Source organism: Candidatus Nitrohelix vancouverensis, from assembly GCA_015698305.1.
Taxonomy (GTDB): domain Bacteria; phylum Nitrospinota; class Nitrospinia; order Nitrospinales; family VA-1; genus Nitrohelix; species Nitrohelix vancouverensis.
Genome location: CP048620.1, coordinates 1124691 through 1150571, shown reverse-complemented (window position 1 = coordinate 1150571; position 25881 = coordinate 1124691). Strand labels below are relative to the sequence as shown.

The 25881-nt window shown below is 52.8% G+C and carries 22 protein-coding genes; 6 read left to right on the top strand and 16 right to left on the bottom strand.

Translation table 11 applies throughout. The features are described from left to right. Positions 1-3: 3 nt before the first annotated feature. The 3 genes from G3M78_05475 to amrB form a co-directional block, all read right to left on the bottom strand. Complete coding sequence (locus G3M78_05475) at positions 4-1533, bottom strand: HAMP domain-containing protein (GenBank protein QPJ64865.1); 1530 nt, start codon at positions 1531-1533, stop codon at positions 4-6. Between the two features lie 56 nt (positions 1534-1589). Continuing rightward, positions 1590-3296 carry a Flp pilus assembly complex ATPase component gene (gene cpaF / locus G3M78_05470; protein QPJ64864.1) on the bottom strand — a complete coding sequence of 569 codons (1707 nt, stop codon included), beginning with the start codon at positions 3294-3296 and terminating at the stop codon, positions 1590-1592. Between the two features lie 137 nt (positions 3297-3433). After that, positions 3434-4231: an AmmeMemoRadiSam system protein B gene (amrB, locus tag G3M78_05465; GenBank protein ID QPJ64863.1), complete on the bottom strand. Its 798-nt coding sequence runs from the start codon at positions 4229-4231 to the stop codon at positions 3434-3436. 74 nt (positions 4232-4305) lie between these two features. Here amrB and G3M78_05460 point away from each other — a divergent pair, with 74 nt between their 5' ends. Then, positions 4306-4527 (top strand): hypothetical protein, encoded by a 222-nt coding sequence (locus tag G3M78_05460; GenBank protein QPJ64862.1) that lies wholly within the window; start codon positions 4306-4308, stop codon positions 4525-4527. Here G3M78_05460 and G3M78_05455 read toward each other — a convergent pair. Further along, the gene (locus G3M78_05455) at positions 4517-4882 is read right to left on the bottom strand and encodes a hypothetical protein (protein QPJ64861.1); all 366 of its coding nucleotides are present in this window, start codon (positions 4880-4882) and stop codon (positions 4517-4519) included. The two genes, G3M78_05460 and G3M78_05455, sit on opposite strands and share 11 nt — an antisense overlap. 117 nt (positions 4883-4999) lie before the next feature. Then, positions 5000-6157, bottom strand: a complete 1158-nt coding sequence (gene moeB, locus G3M78_05450) for a molybdopterin-synthase adenylyltransferase MoeB (GenBank protein ID QPJ64860.1) — start codon at positions 6155-6157, stop codon at positions 5000-5002. A gap of 168 nt (positions 6158-6325) precedes the next feature. Here moeB and G3M78_05445 point away from each other — a divergent pair, with 168 nt between their 5' ends. Beyond that, positions 6326-6649 carry a 2Fe-2S iron-sulfur cluster binding domain-containing protein gene (locus tag G3M78_05445; protein ID QPJ64859.1) on the top strand — a complete coding sequence of 108 codons (324 nt, stop codon included), beginning with the start codon at positions 6326-6328 and terminating at the stop codon, positions 6647-6649. Here the strand turns inward: G3M78_05445 and G3M78_05440 are convergent. Further along, positions 6634-7827 carry a pyridoxal phosphate-dependent aminotransferase gene (locus G3M78_05440; GenBank protein ID QPJ64858.1) on the bottom strand — a complete coding sequence of 398 codons (1194 nt, stop codon included), beginning with the start codon at positions 7825-7827 and terminating at the stop codon, positions 6634-6636. The genes G3M78_05445 and G3M78_05440 overlap by 16 nt on opposite strands. Positions 7828-7956: 129 nt before the next feature. On the opposite strand from G3M78_05440, the gene G3M78_05435 reads away from it, so the two are divergent. Both G3M78_05435 and G3M78_05430 read left to right on the top strand, forming a co-directional pair. Further along, complete coding sequence (locus G3M78_05435) at positions 7957-8640, top strand: ABC transporter ATP-binding protein (GenBank protein ID QPJ64857.1); 684 nt, start codon at positions 7957-7959, stop codon at positions 8638-8640. Positions 8641-8720: 80 nt separating this feature from the next. Further along, positions 8721-11297, top strand: coding sequence for an ABC transporter permease (locus G3M78_05430; GenBank protein ID QPJ64856.1), 2577 nt, complete (start codon positions 8721-8723; stop codon positions 11295-11297). 39 nt (positions 11298-11336) lie between these two features. Here the strand turns inward: G3M78_05430 and G3M78_05425 are convergent, their stop codons facing one another. Then, a complete protein-coding gene (locus G3M78_05425) occupies positions 11337-13529 on the bottom strand; it encodes a bacteriohemerythrin (GenBank protein ID QPJ64855.1) in 2193 nt (730 codons plus the stop codon). 367 nt (positions 13530-13896) lie between these two features. Further along, positions 13897-14568: a hypothetical protein gene (locus G3M78_05420; GenBank protein QPJ64854.1), complete on the bottom strand. Its 672-nt coding sequence runs from the start codon at positions 14566-14568 to the stop codon at positions 13897-13899. A 241-nt stretch (positions 14569-14809) separates the two neighbouring features. Here G3M78_05420 and msrP point away from each other — a divergent pair, with 241 nt between their 5' ends. Beyond that, positions 14810-15790, top strand: a complete 981-nt coding sequence (gene msrP / locus G3M78_05415) for a protein-methionine-sulfoxide reductase catalytic subunit MsrP (GenBank protein ID QPJ64853.1) — start codon at positions 14810-14812, stop codon at positions 15788-15790. A 315-nt stretch (positions 15791-16105) separates the two neighbouring features. Here msrP and G3M78_05410 read toward each other — a convergent pair whose 3' ends face one another. The 7 genes from G3M78_05410 to aroF all read right to left on the bottom strand — a co-directional run bounded on the left by G3M78_05410 (position 16106) and on the right by aroF (position 23394). Then, complete coding sequence (locus tag G3M78_05410; GenBank protein QPJ64852.1) at positions 16106-16375, bottom strand: hypothetical protein; 270 nt, start codon at positions 16373-16375, stop codon at positions 16106-16108. Next, entirely contained in the window at positions 16372-16965 is a 594-nt protein-coding gene (gene orn / locus G3M78_05405) for an oligoribonuclease (GenBank protein ID QPJ64851.1), read from the bottom strand. Before orn ends, G3M78_05410 begins: the two co-directional genes overlap by 4 nt. 50 nt (positions 16966-17015) lie before the next feature. After that, entirely contained in the window at positions 17016-17576 is a 561-nt protein-coding gene (locus G3M78_05400) for a hypothetical protein (GenBank protein QPJ64850.1), read from the bottom strand. A 55-nt stretch (positions 17577-17631) separates the two neighbouring features. After that, entirely contained in the window at positions 17632-18477 is an 846-nt protein-coding gene (locus tag G3M78_05395) for a hypothetical protein (GenBank protein ID QPJ64849.1), read from the bottom strand. A gap of 347 nt (positions 18478-18824) precedes the next feature. Then, the gene (locus tag G3M78_05390) at positions 18825-19463 is read right to left on the bottom strand and encodes a tetratricopeptide repeat protein (GenBank protein ID QPJ64848.1); all 639 of its coding nucleotides are present in this window, start codon (positions 19461-19463) and stop codon (positions 18825-18827) included. Positions 19464-19539: 76 nt separating this feature from the next. Next, positions 19540-22251: a hypothetical protein gene (locus G3M78_05385; protein ID QPJ64847.1), complete on the bottom strand. Its 2712-nt coding sequence runs from the start codon at positions 22249-22251 to the stop codon at positions 19540-19542. Between the two features lie 123 nt (positions 22252-22374). Continuing rightward, entirely contained in the window at positions 22375-23394 is a 1020-nt protein-coding gene (gene aroF, locus G3M78_05380; protein QPJ64846.1) for a 3-deoxy-7-phosphoheptulonate synthase, read from the bottom strand. Between the two features lie 255 nt (positions 23395-23649). On the opposite strand from aroF, the gene G3M78_05375 reads away from it, so the two are divergent. After that, on the top strand, positions 23650-24762 hold the full coding sequence (locus G3M78_05375; protein ID QPJ64845.1) for a DNA polymerase III subunit beta: 1113 nt from the start codon (positions 23650-23652) through the stop codon (positions 24760-24762). 18 nt (positions 24763-24780) lie between these two features. Here G3M78_05375 and waaF read toward each other — a convergent pair whose 3' ends face one another. After that, complete coding sequence (waaF, locus tag G3M78_05370) at positions 24781-25869, bottom strand: lipopolysaccharide heptosyltransferase II (GenBank protein ID QPJ64844.1); 1089 nt, start codon at positions 25867-25869, stop codon at positions 24781-24783. Positions 25870-25881 lie beyond the last annotated feature (12 nt).

Sequence of the window (25881 nt, the reverse complement as noted above, 5' to 3'; positions counted from 1 at the left end):
AACTCATCTTTCCACTGAAGGGGCTACCGGCTCCTCGCCCTTGAGGATCGCCGCGCCGTCGGCCCCATGCAAGGCGGGTAACTCCACGGTGAACACGGTGAACGCTTCCTCGCGAGACGCCGAAATGTTCCCACGATGCTTGACGATGATCTGATGCGTGATGGGCAAGCCCAAACCGGTGCCGTCTTTCTTCGTGGTAAAAAAAGGATCAAACAGTTTGCTCTTTGTTTCCACATCGATCGCTTCGCCCTGATTTTTAATTTTAATCACCACCGTCTCCGTTGCGCTTGCAGTTGCATCCGCCTTGCCCATGCTGGCTTCCAACCGAACCACGCCATCATCCGGAGCCGCCTGAACCGCATTGAGGATAATATTCAGAAAGGCCTGCATCAATTTTTCACTCTCCCCCATCACCGGTTTCAAATCTGAAGCGATGTTTTCTTCTATAGTCAGGCGTCGGTTTTCTGTATGGACCCGAACCAGTTGCAGGGCCTGGCTCAAAATCATTTTGATATCGCAGGCTTGTTTCTCTCCGCTGGAGGGTTGCGCAAAATGAAGCAGGTCGGAGACCACGCCGTTCAAACGGTCGACTTCGCGGGTCATGATGCGGGTGTATTCCTTCGCCGTATCGCCTTCCTTCAACTCCTCCTCGAGCATTTGCGCGAGGCCTTTGATGGAGCCCAGTGGATTGCGGATTTCATGCGCCAGACCCGCCGCCATGCTTCCCAGAGCCGCCAGTTTTTCGGCGCGCTGGATTCGCTCGGCAAATTCTCCCGCTTTTGATAAATCTTTCAGTGTCAAAGTAAGTCCCATCACTTCGCCATCGTTATCCTCAAGCAACTGCGAACTGAAATTCAGACGAAGCGTTCCCTCGTTATCGTGATCTCCAAACAACTCTAAATTGGAAAACGATTCCCTCTCAATCAACGCGCGTTCCACGGAGCGTTCAAACTCCGGCCCCAAACCGCCGGCTTTTGCAAACTCCTCTGCGTTGCGCCCGATCATTCTCTTTGCATCGACGTCCAGTATCCGTTCCGCGCCGTGATCCATTGAGATGATGCGTCCGCTGGGACCCATCAGTATCCAGCCCGAGCTGACCGAATCCATAAAATATTTATTGAGCGACGAAGCCATGCGGTTGAAGTCATGCCCCAGCGCAGACAACTCATTGAGCCTCTCCGGGTCGAGCATGGAGTTGAAATCTCCCTCTGCAATCTGACGCGCGCTTAGCATGATGCGCTTGAGCGGTTGCAAGATCGCCACCGCAATGCCGACGCCTGCGGCGCAACCCAGAACGGTGAAAACCAGAATCTCCAGCTTGATGCCGAGCAATAACTCGGCGGCCTGCTTTTTCTGAAAGAGCGTGAACGTGAGCGACGCTTTGCTCAAGAACTGTTCGGTGAGTATGAGGGCGATGAATCCGGAACTGAATGCGGTGAGGCCAACAACGACAGGAATGATGATGAACAGGCTGGCGGTCAGCCGTTTGCGAAACAGGTAATAAACAAAGCGATCGAATACTCCTGATTTCATTTCAATCCGGGGAAACAAACGCCCGCTCTCAGGCGGACCAGTTCAAGCCACATGAATCAATCGGCAAACGTGACTCGGTTCAGCTCTTTCACGGTGGTCAAGCCCATCAACACTTTTGCGATGCCGTCTCCGCGCAAGGTTGACATGTTCTGGATTTCCTTCGCCATGCCCCTGATTTCCATCGGAGACGCTCCCTTGAGAATCATCGCCCGAATTTCATCGGACACGACCAGGACCTCGAAAACTCCCAGACGCCCGCTGTACCCGCTTCGCTTGCAGGCCTTGCAACCTGCGCCTTCCATCAAGGTGACCGGTTTGGCGTCGCCGTTTGGAAACAAAACTTTCAATTCCTCGTCCGTCGCAGGGCGCGGCTCCTTGCAGTTCTGGCAAATGGTGCGAATCAATCGTTGCGCAATGACGCCGATAATTGAAGAGGACAGCAGAAAAGGCTCCGCGCCCAGATCCGCCAGACGAGAGATCGCGCCCGGCGCGTCGTTCGTATGCAGGGTGCTGAGAACCAGATGACCGGTGAGCGCGGCCTGTATCGCAATCTCCGCCGTTTCCGGGTCACGGATTTCACCGACCATGATGATGTCGGGGTCCTGACGCATGAGTGAACGCAAACCGGTGGCAAAGGTGATATGCGCCTTCGGATTGACCTGGGTCTGTCGTATTCCGGTCAGGCGGTATTCCACGGGGTCTTCAATGGTTTTGATATTTTTTTCGGGAGTGTTCAGCTTTTGCAAGGCGCCGTAAAGGGTCGTGGTTTTACCGCTACCCGTCGGGCCGGTGACAAGAATAACGCCGTAGGGTTTCGCCAGCAGATCGTTGACTTTCGTCAGATTGTCGCCAATCAAACCCGACTGCGAAAGATCGACCCGGAGGTTGCTCTTGTCCAGAATTCGAAGCACCATGTTTTCGCCGTACACGGTCGGGCAGGTGGACACGCGAAGCTCGATGGGCTTGCCCAGATCAACGCCAAAACCGCCGTCCTGAGGCGACCGGGTCTCGGCGATGTCCATGTTCGCCAAAACCTTGATGCGCGAAATCAGCGCCGACTCCAGCGTTTTAGGAGGACTGCTGGCTTCGAACAAAACGCCGTCAATGCGATACCTGATTTTGGTGGAATCTTCTCCCGGTTCAATGTGAATATCGCTCGCCCCGTCATCCAAGGCCTGAGACAGGATCACCTTCACCAGTTTTGCGACCGGAGAATCCACCTCCAGTTCCTTCGTCGCCACCGCATTATCGCCGAGCAGGGATTTTTCTTCTTCCTTCTTATCTTCCAGATTGCCCAAACTTTTCACCGCCGCCTGAATCGATGCGGCGACGCCGTATTCCTCTTGAATGGCCCGGTTGATATCGGTTTCGGTGGCGATATTGATGTCGATATCCTTGCCCGATTTAATCGTCACCTCGTCAATCGCGAAAATATTCAGAGGGTCGACCATCGCAATCTTCAACAGCCCGCCCTTCAGAGAAATGGGAATCAACTTGTGCAAACGCGCCAGATTCTCGTTGATCAGACTCACTGCATCCTGCTCGATGGTGATGTCCTGCAAATCAATGAAAGGGATGTTCAACTGCTCAGACAGACTCACCGCCAGCTTTTCTTCGGTCAGCAATTTGGACTTGATCAACACCCGCCCTAAAGGAATGCCGTATTGCTTCTGCGCGGCCAGCGCCTTGCCCAACTGCTCGGAAGTGATAACGCCCGCTTTTACAAGCACATCTCCCAAACGTAATTTTTCTCCCAACGCCATAAGGAATTCTCCGTTAACTTGGCATAAATTACCCAATCCTAATATGTTACACCGTTTTAAAAAAATTTGGAAGGGATTGAAATTTCAGAACAAACGCAGAGGCAGCGGCTACCGAACAGGCAAAAGGGGGAAATCTGTCAGCGAATCACGGCGCCTGCGTAACCGACCACATGCTCCAGATCGCCGTTGACATCGCCGGATGTCCGGTAACTGATCGTTTCGCATTGGCGCGCTCCCAGGGCGTTGGCGCAGACCAGCATCACCGTCGCGGGAACAACGCCGCACATGCTGATCTGGTTGGCGCGCACGGTTTCCAGCAGTCTCTGCGGATCTCTAGCTTCCAGTTGATGCAGGGCCAGAGCGTCCTGCCGCCTCGCCGTCGCGTCTGAAACGTAATGGCTCATGTCTGAACTCGCCACAATCAATACGCGCCTGGAACCGAGAGCGGATAGAATCGCTTGGGCGAACTTCTGGCACGAAGGCCAGTCCAGTCGGCTCAAGCAAATGGGAACGATTTTAATGTCGGGTTTGAAAAACTGCAGGAAGGGCAATTGCGTTTCAAGCGAATGCTCTTTGCCATGAGCGCGCGCATCCGCAGTCGCCAGCGTCGACTGCCCGCAAATCGCCTCTGCCAACTCCGAATCGATTGCACTCTGCCCGAGCGGCGTTTGCCAGACGCCCTCGGTCATCACCGCGACCTTCGCGCCTTCTCCGCTATGATTCGGCCCCAGCAAAATCACCGTTTCCGGGAATTCGATGCGAGAATAGACCGCTCCCGCCACATCGCCGGAATACATATAACCGGCATGGGGAACCAGAACGCCAAGAGCTGAACGCGCCTGCGCAGACGAGTCAATGCGCTCTGTCAGGTCGCGACTCAAGGCCTCGGCATCGCCGGGATAGAAACGACCGGCGACCGCCGCCGCGCGGATCATGGTCTTCGCTCCAGCGCGGACTGCGTCAGCAGAACCGCAGGATACAATCGAACGGACGCGTCGTCTAAAAGAAAATGATCGGGAGAAGTAATTTTGCAGGCTACGGGGAAAAACTTTACATGCCGGAGGAAGGCAGGCCTTACGACAAGGATCGCCGAGGTCTTGTGACCGCGCAGATTCAGATTCTGCGCCGGCCTTTGGCGCCGGTCAGACGCTTCATCGGTTGCGGTCGACATAACGCCGACCCCCGAAAGCAATCCGACCCTCGCCCGGACGGTCTCAGTCTTAAAAACTGAGTCCGTTGTTTTTAAGCCATTCGTCGCTGTCGAAATCCTTGTTTCTGTATTCCTGGAACTTAAGCTCGTTCTTTGAAAGTTTGCGACCATCGATGTACTGAGACCTTTCTGTCGCTTTTTTCTTCTTAGGGGCTTTGATCTCTCTTTCCTCTTCCTCACCTTCCACGTCCACGGTCAGAGCGTCCGCCAAAACCTGCATTTTCAGCACGAGTACCATGAAACTTTGCGGACAGATATCCTCTTTCTTCTGAAGTTCAGCCATCACCCGCTTGACTTTTTCAGAAGACACCACCGCTTCGGTAATCGCCTTCGATAATTTTTCAAAATTAGGTTCGGACTCATGGGAATGGCTCACAAGATCCCCCTTTCAATCGTTTTCAAATGGGCTGTGTATAAATCAAAACTGTTAGCTTACCTATCCAAAATAGACGTCGACTCGACGAAAGTCAAGACAGTACGCTTTTACTGCAACTCAATATCGCGTCAACGAAGTGTCGATGCGTTCCGCCCACTCGTCGATACCGCCGCGCATGCTCTTCACGTTTTCGAATCCCATCTCAACCAAAGCTTTCGCCGCTTTCATGCTACGCACACCGGCCTTGCAGTGGAGGATGATTTCATCCTGCTTTTGCAAACCGTTCAGTTTGTCCATCTGCTTGTCCTGAAACACTCCCAAAGGAATGAGACTGGCTCCATCGATCTTGCAGATTTCGTATTCGGAAGGTTCGCGCACGTCAATGAGCTTGAAATTGTGCTTCAAAGCCAGCTTGTCCTGAACCACCTGCACGTCGACTTCCATCGCCGCGTCTTCCGCGCTGGCTTCCTGAGCCTGCGGGATGCCGCAGAACTGTTCGTAGTCGATCAGTTCCTTGATCGTTGGATTATCGCCGCAAATCGGGCAGTCCTTGTCCTTGCGCAATTTCATTTCGCGGAATTTCATGCCCAACGCGTCGCACAACAGCAGGCGACCGATCAAGACATCGCCCTTCTCCAGAATGATCTTCAGGGTTTCCGTCGCCTGAATCATACCGACCAGACCCGGCAATACGCCCAGCACGCCGCCTTCTGCGCAACTGGGAACCAGACCTGGAGGCGGAGGTTCGGGATACAAGCATCGGTAGCACGGTCCCTTTTTGGAGTCGAACACCGAAGCCTGTCCTTCAAACCGCAGAATACATCCGTAAATATAAGGGATTCCAAGCAGAACGCAGGCGTCGTTGGCCAGATAGCGCGTCGGGAAATTGTCGGTGCCGTCGATGACGATGTCGTAGTCCTTGAAAATTTCCATCGCATTTTCAGAGGTCAGGCGCGTGTTGTAGGTTTTGATCTCGATGCTGGAATTGAGATTGCTCAGGGACTGCCGGGCCGAATCCACCTTCAGCGTTCCGACTTCTTTTTCGCCGTGAATGATCTGGCGTTGCAGGTTGCTGAGATCCACCACGTCGAAATCGATCAAGCCCAGCTTGCCCACGCCGGCCGCGGCCAGATAAAACGCCACTGGCGCGCCGAGTCCGCCGGTGCCGATGCACAACACTTTGGAATTACATATTTTTTCCTGACCCTCAACCCCAACCTCCGGCAAAAGCAGGTGGCGACTGTAACGGCCTATTTGATCCTGAGTCAAACCCATAGGAGGAACCCTTTTTATATTTTTTGTATTTATATTTTGGCTGTACTAGTATTTAGATTCTATTTTAGCAAAAAGGTATCAGACCAACAAAACTTTTAGCCGCGTTGCGCTTTACGGCCCCGGTATTCGCTCAGGGCGCGCGCTTTAAATTTGAAAAGGAACGCGATAATGGGAATCAAAATCGGACATTCGGATTCCGAAGAAAATCAAACGCCGGAATCCGTCACCATTCGCCTGAACCGCAAGGAGCATACAATACCCTGCGCCGAGGGCCAAACGATATTAAACGCCGTCATGCGCGCCGGGCTGGAACCGCCCGCCTCCTGCGTGGACGGCGTCTGCGGCACCTGCATGGGCCGCCTGCTCGAAGGGAAAGTGGAAATGGATAAATTCGACGCGATGCACGATACCGATTTCAAACGCAATCATGTCCTGACCTGCCAGTCGGTGCTTCTCACGCAAACCGCCTTCGTCGACTACGACGCCTGCTGAGTCGCCTTTTCAAACGCCGCGCGCAATCCATGCACGGCGCCTTCAAGCGTCAGATCCGGCAGGCAGTAGGAGAGGCGGAAATATCCTGGCGAACCAAAACCGCGACCCGGCACCGCCAGCGTTTTTTCTTCCGCCAGCATTCGGCAGAATTGCACTTCGTCTTCAATCGGAGATTTCGGGAAAAAATAGAAGGCGCCGCCCGGCTTCACCACCTCGTAGCCAATGTCGCACAAGGCTTTATAGAGCATGTCGCGTTTTTTCTCATAGATGGACGCATCCACGCTTTCATTGAGGGAACCCACCAGCGCGCGCTGAATCAAGGCCGGCGCGTTGACGAAGCCCAATACGCGGGTGCAGAAAATCATCGCCGCCACCAGTTTTTTCGCCTCGTCGGCTTTCGGATGCACGAGCGCGTAGCCGATGCGTTCTCCCGCCAGCGCCAGGTCTTTGGAATGCGAGGTCACATAAATCGAGTTGTCGTAATACTTGAAAATATGCGGCGTCTCGACGTCTCCAAAAATAATTTTTTTATAGGGGTCGTCCGAGATCAAATAGATTGAAGTCCCAAATTTGGCGGCCTGCTCTTTCAGCACGGCGCTCAACGCCTTGATCGATTCTTTTGAATACACAACGCCGGTCGGGTTGTTCGGCGAATTGATGAGCACGGCTTTGGTTTGAGGCGTGATCGCCTTCGCCAGCGCGTCCAGATCGAGCGTGAAATCGTCGTGCGTAGGAACGGCTACGGCCTTGCCGCCGTGATTGTCGGCGTAAAAAAGATACTCGACAAAATACGGAGCGAAAATAATCACCTCGTCTCCGGGATCGAGCAGGGACTTGAGAACCACGTTCAATCCGCCCGCCGCGCCGCAGGTCATCACCACGTCGTCCAGATTCAATTGCACGCCGCATTCCGGCGCATTGACGCGCGCGACCGCTTCGCGCACTTCCACCAGCCCCGCGTTTGGCATGTAACGATGCTGGCCCGGGGTTTCATCCTCTGCCGCTAGAATGATCGCCTTGCGCATTTTCTTCGGCGGCTCCAGAACCGGGTTGCCCAGCGACAGGTCAAACACGTTCTGTTCGCCAAACTCTTTTTTGAGCCGGGCGCCTTCTTCAAACATTTTACGAATCCAGGAGGCCTGCTCCAGCATGCCCCCAACTTTTTTAGAAATACCCATCGATTCCTCATTCTTGTGTTAACGCAGATACATCTGCATACTATAATGATTGTTTGTTTGCAAGAATACATTATTCGCCGTCGCCTCCGTTCTCCGATTGAATGGCGGCGACGCTTTCACGAGAGCGCCATGACAAGCGACGTTATTATTGAATTGAACGGAGTCTCCAAATCCTATTCTGCTGGAGAACAGAATGTCGTCGCCCTGAGCGCGGTCAACCTGCATCTGCGGCGAAAAGATTTTGCCGTGGTCATGGGCCCCAGCGGCGGCGGCAAAACCACTCTGCTGAATTGCCTGGGCGGACTCGACCGACCGGACCGCGGGGAGATCATCGTCAACGGCGCGTCCTTATCGCAATTGAACGATTCCCGACTGACGGAACTGCGCCGCAATGAAATTGGTTTCGTTTTCCAATTCTTCAATCTGCTCCCGACGCTGACGCTCTGGGAGAACATCGAACTGCCGCTCCTGCTCTCGCACACCGCCAGCGGCGGTCAACAACGTATTGCCGAATTGCTCGACTATGTCGGCCTGAAAGACCGCGCGCGCTCTTTTCCCGCCGAACTTTCCGGCGGGCAGATGCAGAGGGTCGCCATCGCCCGCGCGCTCGTGGCGCAACCTTCGATCCTGCTGGCGGACGAACCGACGGGCAATCTCGACTCTGAAAACGGCGAACGCATCATGGAACTCATGAAACGCGCTTCTTCGGATTACGGCGCCACCGTCATCCTCGCCACGCACAACCCGCAAATGACACCCTACGGAAACCGCAGTTTTGAAATCCGGGACGGCGTCCTGAAAGAAAATAATTAACGTGGATTCCTGGACCCGCTTTAAAAATCTGCTCGCTGGTCAGAGAATCCGCGATTGCTCCATGAAGGATAGTTTTTAATATGGATTCCTGGACTCGATTTAAAGACCTGTTCATCTGTCTGGTGCTTCGCCCCATGCGCGCGGAGCCCTTTCGCCTGTTGATGACGGTGTCCGGCGTCGCCGTTGGCGTCGCCGTGTTCCTCAGCATTCAGCTGGCGAACCAGCAGACCCTGTCTTCTTTTGAAGAGAGCGTCGACATCGCTCTGGGTCGTTCCGACGCGGTGATCCATTTCGACGGCGTGGCCTTTGACGAAACGGTCTTGCAAAAGCTGGCGCCCTTGCGCGATTCGATCCGCGCCTATCCGGTCATCGAAGGTTATGGCGTCGAAAAACAATCCGGCGAAACGGTTGAAATCCTCGGCGTCGATCTCCTGCAGGACAGCGGTATTCGCGATTTCACATTGAAGCGCGAAACGCCGGGTCTCAAGGGATTGCTCCCCTTAATCATGGATCCCAAAGGAATCATTTTGCCGGGAAAATTCATCCCCGGCTCGGATTTCAAACCCGGCGACGCGGTTGAGTTTTTTATTCACAGCCAGAGCAAGACGCTGAACGTCAACGCCGTTCTGGAGAACCGGGGAGTGGCCCGCGCATTGAACGGCAACTTCGCGCTCATGGACATCGCCGCGGCGCAACTGACCTTCGACCGCATCGGCAAGCTCGACCGCATCGACATCGAGTTTCTTGGCGACGATGATTTCGATTCCATGAAGGAAAAAATCAGCGCCGTTCTTCCCGACTATTTTCGCGTCGACCGCCCCGAACGCAAGACCCAGCAGGTCGGCAAAATGTTGCGCGCCTTTCAATACAACCTGACCGCGCTGAGCTTTGTCGCCTTACTGGTCGCGCTCTATCTCATCTACAACATGATCGCGCTGTCGGTTGTGCGCCGTCGCGGGGAAATCGGAACCCTGCGCGCCCTCGGCGCGTCGCCGATATTGCCCGCCGCCATTTTCATACTTGAAGCCGCCATCATCGGCGTTGTCGGCTCCGCCATCGGCGTCTGGCTCGGTCATTACCTCGCTCAATTCGCGCTCGGAGCCGTCTCCATCACCGTCAACAATTTGTATGCGCCAAGCTACGCCAACCAGGTGGAATTCCAATGGGATCAATCCATTTTCCATTTCATTCTCGGCGTCGTTCTGTCTGCGGGATCAGCCATCATCCCCGCCTGGGACGCGGCGTCCACCCCGCCCACGCTGGTGATGCGACGCGGCAGTTACGATCTTAAAATTTTTCGCGGCAATCGGCGCCTGAACCTTGCCGCCGTTGCGGCTCTGGTTCTGGCTCTGGTCTGTTCGCTGGCGCCGCCCATTGGCGGCTTCCCTTATTTCGGATTCTTCGCCGTTTTTCTCATCATCCTCGGCCTGTCCCTGATCGCTCCCATCGCTCTGCTGACGACACGCGACGCTCTGAGCGGCCTTTGCAAAAAATGCTTTGGCGGCGAAGGCCTGCTGGCCTGCATGAATTTATCCCAAAACGTCGGGCGCAACGCCCTGGCCATCTCCTCGCTTGCCATCGCCTTCATGATGGTTATCAGCATGTCCATCATGGTTCACAGTTTTCGTGAAACGGTGATCGTCTGGCTCGAACAGACCCTGCGCGCTGATCTGTTCGTCAAGCCCGCGGGCGGACGCGATATCGACTACAAGCAAACCCTGTCCGCGAACATGGCTCAGAGCATTCGCGATATCCCCGGCGTCGCGCAGGCGGATTTTTTTCGCGCCATCGACATCAGTTACGAAGATCAACCCGCCGTGCTTGGCTCCGGCGATTTCAACGCGCTTTCGCGTTATGGCAATCTGGTCATCAAGGAAGGGCCTCCCGCCAGCGAACTGGCGACGCTGATGGTCGGTCAGGACCGCGCCATCGTGTCGGAGGCCTTTGCGCTCAAGCACAATGTCGGGCCGCCGGATCGTCTGAGCCTGAATACGCCGGGAGGACCGCTGGAGCTTGAGATCGTCGCGATTTATTTCGACTATTCGCGCGAGCGCGGCTATGTGATCATCGACCGCCAGAGTTTTTTAAAATACTATCAGGACCCGGACATCAACAGCTTCGTCGTTTATCTGGAAGATAAAAAATTTCTGCTTCCGGTTCGACAACGCATACTTGAAATTTTTGACGACCGGCAATTGACCATTCGCTCGAATGAAGAACTGCGCAAGGACGTGATCGATATTTTCGACAAGACCTTTGCCATCACCTATTCGCTGGAGGTGATCGCGGTTTTTGTCGCCGCGCTGGGACTGTTCAATACCCTCATTTCTCTGGTGATCGAACGAAAGCGCGAGATTGGAATTTTACGCATGATCGGGGCCTTCAAACATCAGGTGCGACGATTGATACTGATCGAAGCGGGACTGCTGGGCCTGGTCGGCTCCATACTGGGAATCTGCGCAGGCGTCGTGGTTTCCTACATCCTCATTTATGTGATCAACAAGCAATCCTTTGGATGGACCATTCAGGTGCATTTCCCCTTTGCCTTCATGATCGCCATCACCCTGTTCTTCTGGATCGTGTCGCTCGGCTCCGGTCTGTTCCCGGCCCGGCTGGCCTCGCGCCTGAACCCGAAAGAAGCGGTGCGCGCAGAATAGCGCATGGCGCCGACCAGGGCGCATGCTCATGACCGCCAATCAACGAATTCCGTGGCGATGCATGTGCGACACGTAAAACTTGTCCACTCCCATGATGTGATTGGACAGCCATTCCTTGAGAAATTTCAGCAAGGCTCCGTCGTCCAACTCTCCTTCATTTAACTGACGCTGATAATTCATGACTTGCGCGACCAGCTTACGATGCTTCTCCTTGTGAGCTTCCAGATCCGGGTAGCCCGCTTGTTCCATCAGGGCTTCCTCCTCGCGAAAATGGTAACCCGTGTATTTGACCAGCCCATCCATAACCTTCGTTATCCGTTCCTGCGCATGGCCTTCATTGAAGGCTTTGTAGAGTTCATTGATCAAGTCGAACAATTGCTTATGCTGACTGTCCACCACTTCAACGCCGACCTTGTACTTGTCGTCCCACAATATGAAATCGTCCACGCCAAAGCCGACAACCATGTCCTGCAATTGCGAAGACATGGTTGACAGTTGCCGGGAAGCCGATTCGGTGTCCTGCGCGCCGGCGTTGGTTGCATTTGCAGACTGCGCCACTTTCTGTGTATTGTCCGCAATTTGCAAACTCCCCTGCGCCGCTTCTTGAATATTGCGACCCATTTCATTCGTGGTCGCCGTCTGTTCCTCTATGGCGCTGGCAATCGTATTAGAGATGTCGTTGATTTCTTCCACTATAGACACTATGCCCGATACGGAAGAGACCGCCTGTTGTGAGTCGCACTGGATCGCTTCCACTCGTTTCCGAATATCCTCCGTCGCCCGCGCCGCTTCTATGGTCGCGTTCAAAGCCAGCAAATTCGTTTGGTCTGCGATGGAATTGATGACTTTGATGACTTCGCCAATTTCAGCGCTACTGTCGCCAAGTTCGCTGATCGAGCGGCTGGTCTTTTTAGCCTCTTGCACGGCCTGCTCCGTGACCTTGGTCGCTTTCTCTGTGCTCAATGCGATTTCCTTGATGCTGGCGGTCATTTCCTCGGCTCCCGCGGCCACTGATTGAATATTCGCGCTAACCTCTTGCGCCCGACCCGAAACTTCCCCGGACAGTTTTGCCGTAACAGAAGCATCCACGCTCAGGTTCTGGCTGACAGTGGAAAGTTCGTCCGAAGACAGGCCCAGCGACCGGACGATCGAGGTCACCTGCATGACCACCTCTCTTTTCTCTTCTTCCGCTTTACGTTGCGCCGCCTCCATTTTCATTTTTTCAGTGATCTTATCCCAGGTCACCATCGGCCCCAGATACTGCCCGCCTTCTCCATAAAGGGGATATATGTTCAGCGCCAAGGCCTCCCTGCCCAATTGAATCTCCGCCGTGTGCGGCAGGTTGCGCGGGTCGGACAATATTTTTCTATTGCGCTCTGCGTTCTTGTGAAAAATATCGATGGATTGCCCTATCAGATTCTCGACCTTGTCTGGCAGAAGGTTTTCAAAGGTTCTCAAGGTATCCATCGACGCAGGATTCATGTAGACCAGATTGAATTCACGATCTGCATACATCACATTGAACGGCATTTGCTCAATGATTGATTTGAGCAGAATGTTGTTTTCTCTCAGTCGTTCTATCTCTTCTGTATTGACAAGATCCACCCAACTTTTCCGGCGCTCAGCCTGCAAGCCCTTCGTTCCATTTTGCGCTATCCCCACCGATTTGAGATTCTGCGATAACTGATAACAACGCGCGCCCAGGGCGCCTCCCGCGGGCTCATTCAGTACGGGGTTGTCGAGATCCGCTTCGACCAGCGCTTCCATCTGAAGCGACATCTGATCCAGCGTTTGTTTGGATCGCAGTATCTTGCCTCCCAGCGGGCTCTGCAAACCTTTCACCGTCTCAACGCTGGGCAGGCCTCCGTTACCCAACCCCTCAACAAAGGCGCACAATATCGAGAGCGTTCCGTCCACCTGATTCAGAGCATGATGCGCGCGGTCGAGGCCATCGTTTCGCGCATCATGCAATACTTGACTGAAATCTCCGTTCGCAGTCGCTTCGATTCGATCGATCAGGCGATTCAACCGATTCGTCAATCGGCCGCCAATTGTCGAAGCCATGACGAAACCCGCTATGACGAACAGGGCCGCAATGCTTAAGCTGAGCGCTGGCATCAACAGCATGAGAATCATTCCTGCGCTCATTACCCCCGCCAGGCCGAATAGCCAACCGTTTATAGTGATCGTGGAACGGGTTTGCGTATCGTTTTTCGGTGTTACGTATTGCATGGAAACCTCTCATTGAAAAATGATTGCTTTGCACAACAAGCCCTTGCGCTCGCGAAAATCTCGCTCAGGGCCTACTTGCGCTCTACGCCAGGGAAATGCAATGATCCTGTACGCTACATAGATATTCATTTTCCGTATATATTCCCGAAAACTTTCATTTCTCACTGTCTGAAAATTTTCCTGAACTATCAAGCGTCTGAAATTGTTTGGAAAATGGGAGGGAGGGGAGGGAGGGAGCAATCACATGCAAGCGCATCTGACAAAGACGAATCCTGATAAACCCGTTCAAAAATCCGGGACGCGTTCCACCAGTTCGGGATGGTCTTCCAAGAAACGAACCGTGCCGTCTGCTATGAAAAAAGCTCGCTTAAAAATCCGGGACGCGTTCTACCAGCTCAGGGTGGTCTATGAAAGGGTTGCGGTTGCCCTGCACCAGTTCGATCATGCCGTTGCGTTTCTCCTCCCAGGGGTCGGGCGGGTCTTGAAAATGCCAGCTTCGCAACTGATCCTCCAATTGCGGCGACAAATCAACTTTATAAAGGAAAGACATGTAAAACCAGGAGCGGGCCAGATCGCCTTGAACCTTGGGATGCGGGAGCAACCCGGGCTTGCCGTCCACTTTGCAAAATTTGTATTCTTCCATGCCGCCAAAAGGCAAATCCTCCTGAAGAGCATTTTTCTCAAGCGTCGTTTTGATCGAGGGAAATAAATTATGCATGTCCGACTGCATCCGCTTGAACCGGGGCGACTTGCGCGAACAACAGCGGGTTCGACTGTCAGAATCCCCAGAGCCGTTGGCGCAACTGTCTTGTTTCCAACAGGATAATGACTCGCCAAAGGTCGCCGAGGGCATTGCCAGCATCCAGTCCATAAACTGACTGGTTGCTTTCGGCTGATTGGCTGGGTCCTGTCTCAGGCAGGCTTTTGTCGACGTTTGCTTGAGTTTATCGAACAGACAACCGCAATGAAAGGTACGCGCATGGTTGCCTGCCATGTAAATCTGTTTCAATTCATTTTTCGAAATTTCTGCGCTGACCATGCGCGATGGTTTAAAATGACGCTTTACGATTTCGTCGCCCAAAACGGGACTGGCAAAAATTGTAAAGTATGCGATTATAAGTGACAGGCATGGGACGTATCTGGTTTTCATAGAAACCATTATAGCAAAATTTTCTTTCTCTGACTGCGTTGGAGACTTAGGGCGCGACGGCGGCGTTTTCAATACCGGTATGAGTGAATGATGTAGAAAAAAACGATTTTCCTTTTAAGGACGCAAGCCTATGAGCCATCTCATATTGCCAAAAGGCTGGAACTCACCCGAGCGGGACATCACGCCCGAACATGTTTACCAGAATCGAAGAGAGTTTCTTCAATTGATGGGCCTTGCCGCTGGCGGAATTGCCGGCGCTCTCATGCCTTCGTCTGTATCGGCGGCGGAGAATCTGCTGGGCTTCTTTGACTCAAAAGATTCGCAACAACTGCGCTTGCCTTCCATCAAAGGATTAGAGCGCAACCTGGAATACCAGGTCAATCGCCCCATCACCTACGAAACCGTCGCCCAGAAATATAATAATTTTTACGAGTTCACTTCGGTAAAAGACAAGGTCTGGAAAGAGGTCAACGAGTTCAAGACCCGCCCCTGGCAAATCACCATAGACGGCCTGGTCGCCCATCCTTTAAAAATGGATGTGGATGAATTGATCAAACTGATGCCACTTGAAGAACGCGTCTATCGGCATCGTTGCGTCGAGACCTGGGCGATGGTCGCGCCCTGGAGCGGCTTCCCGATGGAAGCTCTGATTAAAAAAGTCGAACCCAGCTCCAAAGCCAAATACGTCAAATTCACCAGTTTTCTCGATCCTGAAATTGCCCCGGGCCAGAACCCGGTAACGCCGCAACCCTGGCCCTACACGGAAGCCTTGACCCTTCAGGAAGCGAATAATGAGCTGACCTTCCTGGCGACTGGCATTTACGGTCGCTTGCAACCGCCTCAGCATGGCGCGCCGATTCGACTTGTTGCGCCGTGGAAATACGGTTTCAAGGGAATCAAATCCATCGTCCGTATTGAATTCACAGAGACCAAACCGGCCACCTTCTGGAACACGCTGATTCCGAATGAATACGACTTCGAAGCGAACGTCAACCCTTCGATCCCGCACCCGCGCTGGTCGCAAAAACGCGAGAAGATGATCGGCACCAACGACATCTACGCGACGCAACTCTACAACGGTTACGGCGAATACGTCTCCTACATGTACTAGAAATAGTCGGAAGCTGGCGGGTTTTTTCAAAGAATGTTTCGACCCGATTCTATGAATCGGGTAGGAAATGCTCGTCGCAAATCCTATAAATCGCAGAAGATTTTTCTAATGAGCGCTTCGTTTCGGCCTGCAAAACGGGCGGGAACTGCTCTTAGAATAGTTTAGAAACCGCGACAGATTTTTCTAATGAGCGCTTCGTTTCAGCCTACAAAACGGGCGGGAACTGCTCTTAGAAAAGTTTACAGATCGCGGCATATTTTTTTAATGAGCGCTTCAAAGGGACGCTATAGGCAGGTGTTGTTACGCCGCAATTTCTTATAAATCCCTGCAGATTTTTTTAGTGGGGGGATAGGCCTGGCAGTCGATGGTTTCCGTCATGCCGTTGGCCAGACCGCCGCAGGCCGTACTCATGCCTATCATGACGGTGTCTTCCTTACTCATGCCCTCCACCATCTGGCATTCTTCCAGACCTTTGTATTCCATACAAATTTCGCATTCGTACTTACTGCCTCCCCAGATCAGCGAAAACGACAGACCGCTAACGAGAAGAAGAAAACCAATGGTAATCAAGGCGCCTTTGTTCATGAACTTGAATGATCTCGACCGACGTTGACAGCGTTCATCACTTCGTCGGAAAAATAATGTTTACGATAAAAAATCAATTCATCCAGAGATTCCTGAATATCCACGCTCGCCATATGAGCGTTGCTTTTCTTTGGGAACTGCGGACCTTCAGGATACCAGCGGCGAATCACTTCCTTGATCGACGTGACGTCGATGCTTCGATAATGCAGATGAGCGTATAATTCTTTCATGTATTTTTCAAGAAATTTACGATCCTGCGACACCGAATTGCCGCACAGGGGCACGGCGTTGGGAGGGCAGAATTCCTTGATGACTCTCAAGGTCTGCCGTTCCGCCTCTTCGACTGTGATATGGGATTGTCGGACTCGTTGAACCAGTCCCGACGCATTGTGGTGGCGAGTGTTCCATTCGTCCATGCGCTCCAGAATCTCATCCGGCTGGTGGATCGCCATGCACGGCGCCTTGGCCAGCACATTCAATTCGCTATCGGTGATGATCGTTGCGATTTCAATGATGACTTCTTTCTCGACGTCCAGCCCTGTCATTTCCAGATCCATCCAGACCATATTGTTGGAGGATTTCTTACCCAAGCCGGACCTCCTGTTCCCAAATAATAAACGTTCGAGCCGGAGCCGTTTCTTTATCGATTTGTCTCAAAGATCTCCCTTACTTTCTGATCGTTCATGAGTGATTGAATATCGCTGTTTTGCCCCAACTGATTGAGATCGCCCTGCTGGATTGCTTTCATCAGGTTAGGGTCCTTCAAAATGCGTTGAACGGCCGGATTATTTTGCAAACTCTGAATCCGTTCCAGAGTTTTCGGATCGCTCATCATCTGCGACTTCATGCTTTCGATCTGCTGTTGTACGTTGCCGGAGGAGGATACGGCAGGCGCCGATCCTGATCGGGACGCTCCGCGTTTGTGAATGGAATTTATTTTTGCTTCGGGAATGGAGACCACGCCCATGCTGTTGGTCTGAATCTTGTAAACGCCATTGGCAAACGACACAACCTTGCCTTGAATGACGCTTCCGTCGTTCAATTCAATCTCGCTCGTTTGCGCAAAAGCCGTCCCAGCCAAAGCAAGACATGCCGAAAAGGCGATGGCAAGGGCGCTGGATTTAACCGACAACGATTTAAAATTCATTTCCGTCCATTTTCTCTGAATCGCGATGCGAATCTCCCGCTCCGCGCCGAACATGGTATGGGGAAAGTGTAACCTAAATTCAGCAAATATGAAACGAAAACCGGGCGATTCAAGCCGCCCGGTCCTTCGTTTCCTTGCCGTAAAGCCTCACACTCGTATCCAATGTTAAGCACTTGTTCGCGCCTCCGGCCTTCAAGAAATCCGGCACCGGTTGGCGGATAACTTTAAAACCCGCGCTTCCCAGCCGTTTTTCCAAAGTCGCCGAACATTGGTTCATGAAAATGAAACGACCCACGGAAACCGCGTTGCAGGCAAATTGCAAGGCATCCTCATCCGAAACGATGATGCGACGTTCCAACGGAAGATATTCTTCAATCCGTCGCAGGGAGTCCGCATCAAAGGCCTGCGGGTAATACATCGCGTAGCCGTCGGGAAGGGGACAAAAACAGGTGTCCAGATGGTAAAACCTCGGGTCGTTTAATTTCAAGAAGACCAGCGGTCTTTTCAAGGTCGCCGCCAAAGACTCCTGGGCGCGAAGCGAGGTTCGGAACCCATAGCCCGCCCAGACACGTTTTCCATCCGGTTGCGCCAGCACGTCGCCCGCGCCTTCAAAACAATCTGCATCGCCCATATCAATCACAGGGAAACCCTGGGTCTGAAACCATTCTTTAAAAAATCCTTCTTCTTTCTGGCGCTCCGGCTTGCAAAAACGGCTGAGCACGATCGAACCGTCGAAGCAGAACCCGGCGTTGGCGGTGAACACCATGTCGGGAACCCCGGGTTGAGGAGCAATCAGACTGACTTCCGCCACGCGGCTGAGCGCCTTGTAAAAATCATTCCACTGCCGCATCGCGCTGGACACATCCACGCGACCGATCTGATTTTCCATCCAGGGATTGATCGAATACTTCACGTCGAAAAACTGCGGAGAACACATCAGAAAATGACTGGACATGCGAACCTCCTGACTCGTTTTGATTACCATTCCTGATAGGTAATCTTCAGTTATGCGCGCTATAGAACATAAAGCGCTGATATATATAGGATGCGGTTGGGGGAGCTGGGATTCCAGTAAGAACAGGGCAAAAAAACTGGGGAAGCGCCCGACAGGGTAACCGGACGCTTCCCCATACAAAGGAGGAGAAAAGTTATGAGACCATTGTATCGTTTCGATATTAAAAGAATATTAAAGTTATATTAATTTTCTTTAATGTTAAGGCGGGAAAGAACAGGCCAGAACAGCTTGCCAGCTGGCTTGAAATACTTTGATTTCACGCTCAATAGCAATCAGGAGAAACGGGCTCAGTGATTGAAAATGGCTTTCTGGTAGGTTTCTGCGATTAATTTAAAGTTATTTTCAAGCCACAGATGAGCAAAACTGTCCGGGTATTTTTCAAAATTGTTCATCTGGTTCACCATGATTCGCGCGTTTCGGTGCCAGGGAATATTGCGTTTCTTCTTGAACAAGTCCTTGGCCTTTAAGACCAGCTCTACCGCCGCGTCGAGTTTATTGTCGGCAAACATCGCCAGGGCCTGTCCCATCAGCCCCAAACCTTCATCGGGTCGAATTTGCGCGGTCTTCCCGAACGCTTCCGCCGCTTCCGGGTAACGTTTCATCACCGCATAAGCATTTGCCAGATGAAAAAAGGCATCGAAGTTTTCAGGGTCCTGTTCGGCCACCTCGCGGGCTTTTTCAACGCCTTCCTGAAGTCGAAACAAACGCAGATACAAACTGGATAATTTCAATCGGGCCAGATGCGCCTCTTCGCCCTTCGCCTGCGCCTTCAATACCTTTTCATAGGCTTCCGCCGCTTCCGAATAGAAGCCGTCCTTTTCAAGAACCTCCGCCTCGTTGTAAAGCCCGGTCAGGGATTCTGCTTGCGCGGTGGTCGTCGCCAGCAGAATCAGAAAGATCGTGCACCATCGAAAGAAATTCGTCATGGGATCACATCGTGTAAAGAATTAATAAAAGCGCGTCCGGTCCCGGCCCGGTTCCGCGAAATCGCGCGCATGCGCCTCACACCACTTCGGCAGGCTCTTCCAGCAACGCGGCCGGAGAATCGATCAACCGCGAAAGGAGTCCACGCATCAATGTGGCAAAACTTTCCTGATTGGACAGGATTTTCTCAACGTCCTGATCCCGCACATAGAAAATATTAACGGCGGTTCCCTGATGATGTTGCATCACGGCCCGCTGAATTTCCATGTTCGAATCGGCAAAAGCTTTGGTCTCCATCAAAAAATTCCCGAACACCTCGTGCGTGGCGATTTTGACAGCGCGCCCGATCACCTTGATTTTCAGCTTCACTTCCTTGATCCGCGATTGCTCGTCCTGCACAAAACTGCGGCCCTTATAAATTTCCGACAGGGGCGTATGATCGATGAAAATCTGCCGCAAATCCCGCCGCACCTGGGTCTGGATAAAATAAAAATCCGAATGATCGATGTACTCTCCATTGACGCGCGTGACCTTGAACACGTCGAACACATTTTCCTGCAAGGTCTGCACGCTCGCCTCGACGATTTCCAGATGATTGAAGGCCAGCACAGCGGCGATGCCATACAATAATTTGGGGCTGTCCTTGGCGCACACGATCAACTCGCTCGGCTCTTCGGGCTTGAACAACATCTCCGCCATAAAAGTCTCGCTGGACTGAATGAAATCGCTGTAAATTTCCATTTGCGAACGCAGATCGGTGGGCAAGCGCACCATCTCCAGAAACTGGAGTTTGATATCGGCGGGAACGCTACTGCGCTTTTTATGATGCAGGGTGAATTGATAAAACAATTTCAACTGCTCGATCTGCGTTTTCGACATTTTGATCTTGGTGCCGCCGCGATCCGCATAGGTCAGAAGGACCAGCATCTTCAACAATTCGGGATCCTGATTGACCAGGTCCCAAACCATGTCAAAAGTATCGTCGTCTTCCGGGTCGAGCAACATCAAGTCCCACATCGTGAGATGCTTCTCCACCAGAAAGGCGACATTGCGAATCACTTCCGGGCGGTCGCCGTAGCCCAGATGTTGCAGGATGCCGGGAATCAGGCGGGCTCCGATCAATTCTTCGTTCTGTCCTTCCATTTTGGCGCCCTTGCCGATATCGTGCAGGAGAACGCTCAGATTCAGCGTCGTGCGACAACGCACCGTATCCAGCAAATCAACGAGAAAGGGGTCCGGACTGTCCGCAACCTGCAAATTATTCAAGGCGTCGAGCGCCGAGAGGATATGCATGTCGGTCGGGAATTTATGAACGTAAATATCCTGCAACATGCCGGTGATGTCTTTGAACTCGCGGATATAACATTCGCCGAGAAGTCGAAACTCATGCATCAGACGCAAGGCCCGCGCAAAATAAGGCGCGGTGATGACCGTTTGAAAACAGCTCTGAATTTCCGGAGACAGCTCGCCGCCCAGAAATAACGGCCCCATCTCGTCGAGATGCACTTCGATGGCGCGCGTCACCGGATAGGACAAATGAAAATTATTCTCCGCCACCCAGGTGAATATCTTGAAAATCCATAATGACGTTTCCGGCTTGAACTCTTCCGGAACGGTCTTGAAAATGATCTGCCCTTCCGCGTTGACCCCGAAGGTATCCGACAGACTTTGGACCCAGTACGAATCCGACACCATGCTTTCCCAGAACAGGTTGCGGCTATATCGTTTCAGGGGATAGACCGCCTTGAAAAAATACTCCTGGAAAAACGCGCGCACCTCAAAGCCCATCCCCTCGGCGATGATGTCGCGGACTTCGTAGCTCAACACGTCGCGGTGCGATCCTTTTTGACAGCAATGCAAAAGGTAACGAATTTTTGAAAGGAAATTAAAGGCGCGCTGAATTTTCTTGAAGGCGCCCGGATTGAGAATATCGTTGGCGTACAATTCATAGAGCAGTTCATACTGATTGGTCGAGTTCAGATGTCGCCTCAAACGCACCAGACAGAGCGCCCAGTACAAACGACGCATTTCCTCCTTGATGTTCGGTTCCTGCTCGAACACCGTGTTCTGCAATTCGTAATATGATTTTTGCTGGGAACAATGCGCAACGATTTTATCTTCGTTGAGCAAAGACGCCGTCTTGATGGAGCTGATGAATTCGGAATAGATCAGCGGGTCGCCCGTAATGAAACGGTTCTGCATCATCGGGATGAAGCTGATGATCGCCTCCGGCGCCATGTCTTTTTCTGAAATATCAACGTGGGAATAACTGGTGATGCGCGGCGCGGGATACACTTCCTGAAAAACGAAGAGGTATTCAAAATGCAGGATCACGTCCTGGATCGCTTCGGGGAACTCGCTACGATCTTCATATCGGGAAACGATCTGAATGTCCACATCAGAAAGAAACGACAACTCCTCCCGACCGTAACTCCCCTGCGCGACCAGCGCAAGCGGGATGTCCTGCTCCTGCAATTTGTCTTCATGCAGAAGGTTATGAAACCAGATGGAGGCTTTGAAACTGGCGTCGACAAAGACGTCGGCCAGGGCCGACTGCTTCAAGCCCCACAAGTGACAGTTATCGTTGAGAGTGATTTCTTCGCGAAGAACTTTGAACTCTTCTTCCGCGATGGGGAAAAGCGCGTCTTTGAAACCCAGATAAAAATCCTGGGGATCGCGACCGCAGGTCGCTTCCAGCTTTTTCAACAACGCCGGCAATCCAATTTTCCGGTCGAGAGCGCTGCGAAAATCGTCGCACTCCGCCCGGTTGGACTGAAAAAATTCGTTCATATCGCAAGTGTGCCTAAAGGGGGAAGGCGCCGCGAACGACGCCTGTGTTCGCCCCAAGAATAAACCCATTGCCCGCCACAATCAAGACTTCTGGTCGGGCCATTCACCCAAAGCCGTCTTGTCTTAACCAATGCTTCGGCCCATCAACTCGGCGAACGGTTTCAACTCCTTCATCAATTGCGCATATTTTGTCGGTTTCAGGGACTGCGGACCGTCCGAAAACGCATTCGCCGGGTCAGGATGCACTTCAATCATCAAACCGTCCGCCCCAGCGGCGATGGACGCTTTCGACATGGAGGCGACCAGGTGCCAGTAGCCCGTCGCGTGGCTCGGATCGACAATCACAGGAAGGTGCGTCTCCTGCTTGAGCACCGGGATACAGCTGATGTCCAGCGTGTTGCGCGTCGCCGTCTCAAAAGTCCGGATGCCGCGTTCGCATAAAATGATCTGGGAATTGCCTTCCGACAAAATGTACTCCGCCGACATCAGAAACTCCTTGATCGTCGTCATCAAGCCGCGCTTCAGCAAAATCGGCTTGTCGATCTTGCCCAACTCTTTGAGCAGGGAAAAATTCTGCACGTTGCGCGCGCCCACCTGCATGACATCCGCATATTCCGCAACCAGATCGACTTCGCGCGGGTTCATCACCTCCGTCACGATGGGCAGACCGGAATCCTTGCGCGCCTCCGCCAGCATTTTCAACCCTTCTTCCGCCAAACCCTGAAAGCTGTAGGGAGAGGTTCGCGGCTTGTACGCGCCGCCGCGCATGAAATTGGCGCCCGCGTCTCGCACCGAGCGCGCCGTCAAACAAATCTGCTCTGTGGATTCCACCGAACACGGTCCGGCGATCATCATCAAGGCCTTGCCGCCCACCATCCGGCCCGCGCAGTTGATCTCGGAAGGTTCCGGTCGAACCTCGCGACTGGCCAGCTTGTAAGGTTTGAGAATTGGAGAAACGCTCTCCACGCCCGCCATGGACTCGATCGTCTGCAAACGGTCCTTGCCTCGTTCGTCGCCGACGGCGCCGATGACCGTGCGCTCCACGCCGACGATTTTATGCGCCGTGTAACCCAATTCCTGAATTCGTTTCTCTACCGCATCAATTTCTTCCCCTGTTGCATGGGACTTCATTACTATAATCATAAAAAAAACATCGCCTCATCTTAAAAGTGTTACTCTAGTATATCACTTCGCCAACGCCGAAAAGAGCGGGAATTCAGTCAAATTTCAGCCCCTCCCGCCGGGCTTTGGAAAGAAAGTCCGCCGATTTCAAGACATCCCGCAAGGGAACTTTAACTCAATGATTTACCAAGGATAATAGTTTTGACACAAGTCCTGTGTTTATGCTAAAAATTTTTCGTAGCTTACCCCACGTATCCCTCGATTGGAGACCCCTCAATGGAAGTAAGAATCAACAGAGAAGCATTTCTCAGCGGCATGCAGAAAACGCAAGGCATTGTCGAGGCCAAAGGCGCCATGCCCATCCTTGCGCATGTGTTTCTTTCCGCAAAGGATGAAGAAATCTGCATCCAGGCGACCGACCTTGAAATCGGCTCCAAGGCGTATTACGCCGCGAACGTCGTCAAGCCCGGCTCCGCCACGATGAATGCCAGAAAACTGTTCGACATCGTCCGCGAACTTCCAGACAATCAGGAAATCCATTTGATCAAAGAGGAAAACAACTGGGTGACCATCAAATGCGGAAAATCCAAATTCCGCCTGCCCGGCATGCCGCCGGAGGATTTCCCGGCGCTTCCCGAATACAGCGACCAGGCTCTGATGGAATTCAGCGCCTCCATGCTTCGCGAAATGGTCAAAAAGACCTCCTTCGCCATTTCTCCCGACGAAACCCGGCAAGCCTTGAACGGTCTGCTTCTGGAACGGGACGACGGCTCCGCCGTCATGGTCGGCACCGACGGCCACAGACTCTCAATGATCGCCAGACCGTTGCTGAACCCGCAATCCGATTCGCAGGACAAACAAAGTTTCCTGCTTCCGCGCAAAGCCGTTGCGGAACTGCTCAAACAAATCGATTCGGAAGAAGGCACGCTGAGTTTTTCTGAAAAAGGCTCGCACATCGCATTCTTTCACGGCAAGCAAGTGGTCGTCTCGCGCAAAATTGAAGGGAAATTCCCGAATTACAAACAGGTCATCCCGGCGGACAACAACATCCAGATCCAGATCAACCGCAATGAATTGCAACACGCGCTCAAACGCGTGGCCTTGCTGGCGGACGAAAAATCCAAAATGGTGCGCTTCGAGATTCGCGACAACACCATGACTCTCATTTCGGACAACACGGAAATGGGCGCGGCGCGAGAGGAATTAACGATCGATTATTCCGGGGAGGAAATTTTTGTGGGCCTGAACGCCCGTTACATTCTCGACGTTCTCAACGTGGTCGACGAAGAAACGGTGACCTTGAATCTCAAAGACCAGAACCATTCCTGCCTCATCACGATGGATTCAGACAAGAACTACCAGAGCATCGTCATGCCTATGCGCTTGTAAGCGCTACCGCGCTTCGGTTCAGGGCTGATCCAGACGATTCAGCAAACGATTCAGTCCTTCCGCCACTTCTTTCACGCTGATATTTTCCAGACAAAAGGGCTTGCGATTGGAAGAAGGTTTGCATTCCGTGAAAAAACGTTGCCGACACGGAGAGCAGGGGAAATTCAGACTGATGACTTCCAGTTCATTGCGATCCATATAAGGTCCGGTTGTGTCGGAGCTTCCTGGTCCGAAAATAGCCGTCACCGGGCGCCGCATCATCGCCGCCAGATGCATCATGCCGCTATCGTTGCCAACGAAAACGCCGCAACGCGCCATGACAAGCGCCACCTCCCTCAAATTCAATTTCGGCAAGATTGAAACCATCTCGTCGGGAGAGAATTTCCGAATCTGCTCCAGCATCGGCCGCTCCTGTTCGTTGCCCAGCAAAACGATCTTGATATTTCTTTCCTTGATGAGCTTTTGACACAAAATAGTGAATCGTTCGTGGTGCCAGCCCCGCTCCGGTTTTGATGAGCCCGGGTGGATCAACGCGAAAAAATCACCGGCGCGCACGCCCAGCCGCGACAAGGCCTCGTCCACCGAGGCATCGCCATTCAGCTTGCCCACTTCCGGCAAACCTTTCCCCGGCCCTTCCAGCTTGAGAGGCGCGAGCGCGTTGAAAAAATAATCCACGCGATATTGCGACCGGGTCTGAGCCGAAGTCGTCTCCACGCCATGCGTCAGAAACATGGAACGCGCGCCGGTTTCGTGACCGAGGCGAGTCTTTGCGCCGGTCAGGCTGAGTAAAAATGCGGAGCGAAAGGAATTTGGAAAGGTCACCGCCAGATCGAAATTGTATTTTTTCAGACCGCGCGCAAATTGAACCTGCGACCAGAAACCGGCCTTGCGTGGAGGAGACGTGATCACCGAGTCAATGAGCGGCATACCGCGCAGAAGCTCATCCGCAGGCGCGCGCGACACCACGGTGATACGGGATTGAGGAAAGCGCTTGCGCAGGGAATCTATCGTCGGTAACGCAAGAATCGCGTCGCCGATCCAGTTCGGCATCCATAAAAGAATACTGACAAATTCGCGCGCGCTCAGATCCTGTTCCGTAGACTCCATGGCCTCCTTCTG